Source organism: Psychrobium sp. 1_MG-2023 (genome assembly GCF_030689115.1).
Classification (GTDB): Bacteria; Pseudomonadota; Gammaproteobacteria; order Enterobacterales; family Psychrobiaceae; genus Psychrobium.
In genome coordinates this window covers 1-5,948 of sequence record NZ_JAUYVJ010000057.1, presented here as the reverse complement: position 1 = coordinate 5,948, position 5,948 = coordinate 1, and the positions used below count along the sequence as shown (strand labels likewise).

Annotated in this window: 7 protein-coding genes; 6 read left to right on the top strand and 1 reads right to left on the bottom strand. The window is 37.8% G+C overall.

Annotated features, from left to right (window positions below; genetic code table 11):
• Positions 1–495: 495 nt before the first annotated feature.
• A complete protein-coding gene (locus tag Q8W26_RS17585; RefSeq protein ID WP_305473861.1) occupies positions 496–1,473 on the bottom strand; it encodes an integron integrase in 978 nt (325 codons plus the stop codon).
• Positions 1,474–1,840: 367 nt separating this feature from the next.
• Here Q8W26_RS17585 and Q8W26_RS17580 point away from each other — a divergent pair, with 367 nt between their 5' ends.
• From Q8W26_RS17580 to Q8W26_RS17555, 6 genes are all read left to right on the top strand, one after another.
• Complete coding sequence (locus Q8W26_RS17580; protein ID WP_305473860.1) at positions 1,841–2,245, top strand: hypothetical protein; 405 nt, start codon at positions 1,841–1,843, stop codon at positions 2,243–2,245.
• Positions 2,246–2,720: 475 nt separating this feature from the next.
• Positions 2,721–3,074, top strand: coding sequence for a hypothetical protein (locus tag Q8W26_RS17575; protein ID WP_305473859.1), 354 nt, complete (start codon positions 2,721–2,723; stop codon positions 3,072–3,074).
• A 135-nt stretch (positions 3,075–3,209) separates the two neighbouring features.
• Entirely contained in the window at positions 3,210–3,782 is a 573-nt protein-coding gene (locus Q8W26_RS17570; protein WP_299263933.1) for an ion channel, read from the top strand.
• Between the two features lie 96 nt (positions 3,783–3,878).
• Positions 3,879–4,217 carry an energy transducer TonB gene (locus Q8W26_RS17565; RefSeq protein ID WP_370694298.1) on the top strand — a complete coding sequence of 113 codons (339 nt, stop codon included), beginning with the start codon at positions 3,879–3,881 and terminating at the stop codon, positions 4,215–4,217.
• Between the two features lie 129 nt (positions 4,218–4,346).
• Positions 4,347–5,123, top strand: coding sequence for a hypothetical protein (locus tag Q8W26_RS17560; RefSeq protein WP_305473858.1), 777 nt, complete (start codon positions 4,347–4,349; stop codon positions 5,121–5,123).
• Positions 5,124–5,253: 130 nt separating this feature from the next.
• Positions 5,254–5,868, top strand: coding sequence for a LysE family translocator (locus Q8W26_RS17555; RefSeq protein WP_305473856.1), 615 nt, complete (start codon positions 5,254–5,256; stop codon positions 5,866–5,868).
• Positions 5,869–5,948: the final 80 nt, after the last annotated feature.

Here is a 5,948-nt window from a genome sequence, read left to right as displayed (position 1 = left end):
ATATATCCAGCTGCTCTAGAAGCTGCAGGCGTTAAGACTGTACGTTCACTAGCAGACATCGGTGTTGCACTTAAAGAGAAAACAGGCTGGTAATAGCTGGTTTATCTTTATTGAAAAGGCTGCTTTTGCAGCCTTTTTTATTGCCTAAACCCCGACATCCCACAACATAACTCCGTCATCCCGCAAGTCTTTTATGCGGGATCTCACACCGCTTGTCTAACCTTCAACTTTGCCAGCTACCAAAACACCAACGCCATGTTAATCGCAAGCCGCTCAAGGCCATCCATGGAACGCTCGCAAACCGCATCCCTGCGGTTAAACGCTTGCTAATAACATACCATTCGGGCTTTTAAATAAGGATTGTCTGATGCCGAAATATAACCCTGTCATTTAGCAATATCCCCGTCATCCCGCAAGTCTTTTATGCGGGATCTCACACCAGCTTTCTAAACTTCAACTGTGCCACTTACCAAAGCCCTAATGCCATGTTAACTGCTAGCTGTTTGCAATCTGTAGTCGGATATGATCAAACGGGCTAATTGTCCCCGCAAATTGACTACCAACTACATGGGTATATATCTCGGTGGTTCGTAAATCACTGTGACCCAGTAACGTTTGAACGGTTCTGATATCCGCGCCATTTTGTAATAAGGCTGTGGCGAAACTATGCCTGAAAGTATGCGCCGAGACTCGTTTGGCAACATCGGTCTGAAGTTTAGCTTTACGTAGTGCCTTAGCAAATGATGAAGGGTGAACATGATGTCGACATATATAATTATCAACAGGGTGATTACAGCGGCAAGAAGAAGGGAATAAATACTGCCAGCTCAAATCTTTCAGTGCGAACTTATACTTTCGAAATAATGAAGCTGGCACCGAACTCAACCCGTAGCCATCATCCAAATCTCGCTGATGCAACTTAGTTGCCTTAGCTATCTGGGACTTGAGGTCGCTTATTAGGGATTGAGGTAGTAACGATAGTCTATCTTTCTTCCCTTTGCCTCTGAAAACGAATATGGTCTTATTAGAAAAATCAATGTCTTTGATACGTAAGCCCAATGCTTCATTTAGACGTAAACCACTTCCATAAAGTAGCGCAGCAATTAGCTGGTACGGCTCCGATATCTTACTCAATATTTTCGTTGCTTCAACAGGGTCTAATACCGTAGGCATATTTTTGGGCTTCTTGGCGTATGAAAACTGTAACCCTACTAAATCACGCATGATTGTATGCTTATACATGAAGACGATAGAGCAAAGCGCTTGATTTTGCGTTGCAGGGCTGACCCCACGATTTACTGCTAGGTGTGTTAGAAATCGATTGACTTCTGTCGCCCCCATATCACTAGGGTGCCGTTTATCATTAAACAAAATGTAATACTTAATCCAATACAAATAGCTTTTTTCGGTGCGTAGGCTGTAATGTTTTGTGCGTAAAACATCTCGAACACTTTCTAAGAACGGGGAGGACATTTTTTTACCCTTACTTTTACTGTGTGGATATACAGTTATAGTAAAGATGTTAAAAATATCAAATTTAAGACCTATTTATTTCTCTCTTTTTCCCGTGTGTGAAAACAACGCCGGTAACCTAACGTGCTGATTAAACTTATATTAATTTTGATGCTTTTTGGATATTTTCACTTTATTTCTCTCTTTTTACAGTCTAAGCAATTTCTCCACAGTGGAAAAAGTGAGAATAGACGAGAGCCGAATTTTTAATTAATTGATTAATTGGGTTTTTTATTTTAAATTAGCTTTTTTAATAAAATATTTTAGTCGAGTTTGATAAGAAGTCTGACTAATATACTGTTATATTTTTCTCGAATTTAGGAGTTACATGAATTACCTCAGGGATGGTTTCGCCATAATAATTGGCTTCATAATAATACTAAAAGGTTCCGTAGTTTTACCGGGGACTCTATTGCCAATGCTTTTTGGCCCTTACCCATTTGATGGAAATGTTCCATTCAGTAGAGTTTTTACCGATTTTTCTTTATCTTTCATAGTTACTGTATTCGGAGCATATTTAGCCGTTGTAATCTCAGCCTCTAAGAAAGTTTGGATCGGGTTGGTTTCAGGTGTAGCGTACTTTTGTTTAAGCGCATACTGGTACAGTGGCTATGGACTAGTTGGTGCAGAATGGATATCACCTGCATTTATGCTTATTAAAGTTCCTGTTGCAGCATTTATTGGCGGCTTTGTATATCAAAAATATAACAAGTCGTTAAAGCAGGACAAATAACAGTTGGCTTTTGCTCCTGCGTCGCTTATTTTAGCCAACATATTATTTGCCTCTTAACGAGGCGTTAGTTGCCACAACTTATGCGAGTAAATTTACTTGCTAATTTTGGCACTTCACATCAAAGGATTGCTGTTATTCTCCTTCCTTTAATGTTTCAATTTTTAGCGTTTATAATGTTGCTTTTTACTTTTGGGTAATCAGTTTTCGCCTTACACATTTTGGGAAAATAATTAACTTTTGTGTTTAAGGCTCAAAGTTCACGATTGGTAGTAAAGTTGTGGTGGCTGTTATTTAGCTATCACTTTCAGTAAATTATTTTAAGTGTTGTTGGTTGGAAAAATGTGCTTAACTATCAGCAACTAACAAGGCGTTCAAATGGACAAAAAACAGTTGGCTTTTTGCTCCTGCGTCGCTAATTTTAGCCAACAATTTTTTGCCACTTAACGTGGCGTTATATGCCCTTAAAGGATTGCGCATGAATCAAAACTTATATTTCCAAACAAACAAATTTGATTCTTCCAAGGAATTGGCTGATTACGTGTACTCTGAACTCACCAAATTAAGCTTTGATCCAAATGAACCGGTCGATTCCGATTATATGTTCTCAATAGAGGCAAATGTAGAAGGGGTTTCGGTTGATATTTTTATGGGCAAAAACGATGAAGAAACCCGAATTCCACTTTGGCAAATTTGGCCTGAGCAAAGGATTCCTTTCCTCAAAAAGTTATTTGGAAAGGCCGATAGAACTGCTGAGATAAAAGTTAAAAGTAAACTAGAAACAATTGTTAAAAGTATTGACGGTGTTAGTGCCGTTGAATGGGGCATATAACAAGGCATTTAAAACGGACTCGTAACAGTTTGCCCGGTTCCGCTTCGCTACACATTTTGGCAAACTATTACTCACCGCTTAATGCGGCGTTAGTTTTCTCAGTGTTAATCCATTGATCGGAGTTTGAATTAAGTTATGGAAAATAAAGAACAAAGCCGATTAATCAAATTTTCCAATTGGTTAGCTCAAACTCGATTCGCCCAATTTGCCTTTTCTTCAGAGTTTCGAATTAGAGCATCTGTTTTAATATTTATTCTTTTTACTCACTTGTTTTATTGGGCTACAGCTTGGTATTCACCTTGGCCTTATATAGTATTTATGCTTTTTGGCTTATGGTTTTCACAAGGTGTTTACAAGCCTTGGGCTTTGATAATTAAGCAATCTTCTCAGCCTGTTTATGATTCCGCGATGCTAAAAATTAGTGTTCCTTTTATTATTCTCAACTATATAGCGTTATTTGCCTGTCTTTATATGTTTGGGAGTGTTGTAGACGCGAGTGGAAATGAAATTCAAGGCACTTGGAAACACTTTTACTTTAGTACCGTAACACTCACAACACTGGGTTACGGTAATATAGTTCCTAACGATATTGTTGCAGAGGTTATTGCAACCATTCAATCTATTATAGGTTTTATGGGGTTTGCAGTTTTCGCAGGTATAGTTGCTTCAATCGCTTTAAAAAGAGTAGAGTTGCAAGACAAAAACTAACAAGAACATTAAACGGAAAATTTACAGTTGGCTGTTTTTCGTTCCTCAAACATTTTAGCCAACTGTAAATTTCCGCTTATGTAAGCGTTATAAGCTATGATGATATCTCAATTATTCGCTGCTAGCTTAGTGGCGTTTATTACAACGGATACTTTTGAAGTAGAATCTTGCATCGGCGAGAGATTTCAATTGATTAAAAGTGAAAAGGCAAAGTGGCCTATTCACTCCGATAGATTTAATTCAGCGTACGTTGACTTTAAAATTCTTGTAGACGGGGACGGCAATATTTTTGAGTCTAAGATATTGCGAGCTGAACCTAAGAGGGTTTTCGATAAAGAATCACTTCGTGCTTTGAAACGTTGGAAATTCAATGAGTCTAAATATTCAGAACGTTGCTTCAACGTGACTTTCAAATTTAATAATGAATCTGATTGAAGCGCTTATAACAAGCCCGTCAAGGCAGATTCGTAATGAAGTCACATTGGTTGCAAAAACAAAAGGCGCAACAAATTGCGCCAGCATTGCTCACGGCTTACGGGGGCGTTAAATGCCAACGGAGATTCCATGCCCAGTAGTGATATTGAAGATACAGTTATTGGCTACCTCAAAAAATTTGACTTGATAGCAGAAAAAATAGAAGAGACAGAAGAGAAAACTCCTGACTTTATTGTTCGTGGCAAGGATAATGTACTAATCGAGTTGAAAGAAAAATTTGATGCACAAACGGTGCATGAAGAGCAAAAATCTACACTTGAGAGCGGTGAGGTATATCAAAGAACACATACAACTGGCTACTGGCGAACTATATCTAATGTTATTGAAAAAGGCATTAAGCAGTTAGCAGCTCAAAAATCTAATACTAATAGTAAATATTGCTTTTTATTTGTTGTGACAAGTGGGGTTAACCCATCAACACAAGTTAAACAATTTGAATCAACGTTCTATGGGCGTAAAAGTATTATTGATGTTGACTCAGCTTCAAATGAAGCAAAGTGGTGTTACTATTTTTCCGAAAGCCTATTTTTAAGGAATAAAAATATTATTGATGGGGCATTTGTCATCAATGGAAGCACTGGAATAGCTAGGCTACTAATTAATGACCAATCTCCCCAATATGATTGTTTAAAAAAATCAGAGTTTGTCGCTAAATTTGTAAACAAAATTTCCATTGTAGATCCATTAGAGCTAGAAGCATCTGAGTCAATTCTTATTGCTGACACGAAAATTCCAAGGCGTAACGAAGAAGCAATTAAGCAGTATGTTTTTGACAAGTACTCTATTAATAGGGGAATGGTTTTAGACATTCCACAGACTGTTTTTCAAGCAAGTTTGGACTTTTAAAGGCATTTAACAAGCCCATTAAGTCCGATTCGCAACGCTATCACATTGGTTGCAAAAGAAAAAAGGCGCAACAAATTGTGCCAGCATTGCTCACGGCTTATGGGGGCGTTAGCCCTCATTGGAGAATCAATTGAGTATTGAAGTTTGGATTTCATTTATTGCCGCATCAATGATTTTATGTTTTTCACCAGGCCCAACTGTATTTTTGGTTATGGGACAAGCATTAGAGTACGGAAAAAAATCTGTTACTCCTTTAGTTGCAGGTACATTATCTGGTGATGTCATTGCCATGAGTTTTTCATTTGTCGGTATGGGTGCTCTATTAGCAACATCAGCAACACTGTTTACTATTCTAAAATGGGCTGGGGCGTTATATTTAATATATCTAGGTATCAAAGCTTTTCGTACAAAAGTAAGTGTTGCAGAAGTTGCTCCAAAACAGATGCAGAAAGGCTCTGTTTATTTCAATGCTTTAGTGGTAACTGCACTTAATCCCAAAGGTATTATATTTTTTATGGCATTTTTTCCTTTATTTATTAATGCTAATGCACCTTTTTTGCCTCAAATGTTAATTATGGCTGTAACTTTTCTTGCTGTATCGACAGCAAGCGTTTCGTTTTATGCCACATTTTCAGGTATATTGCGTAGCAAAGTAAGTTCAGTTAAATTTCAAAACGGTTTTAATAAGGTTAGTGGTGGCATGCTCGTTGGGGCTGGTGCTATCACTGCAACAATACAAAAATAAGGGCTAACAAGAGACTATGGCGTCAATAGTTAATTTCATACTTTTGGCGCTTCCCACATCACTCCATCTCTTAGCATTGA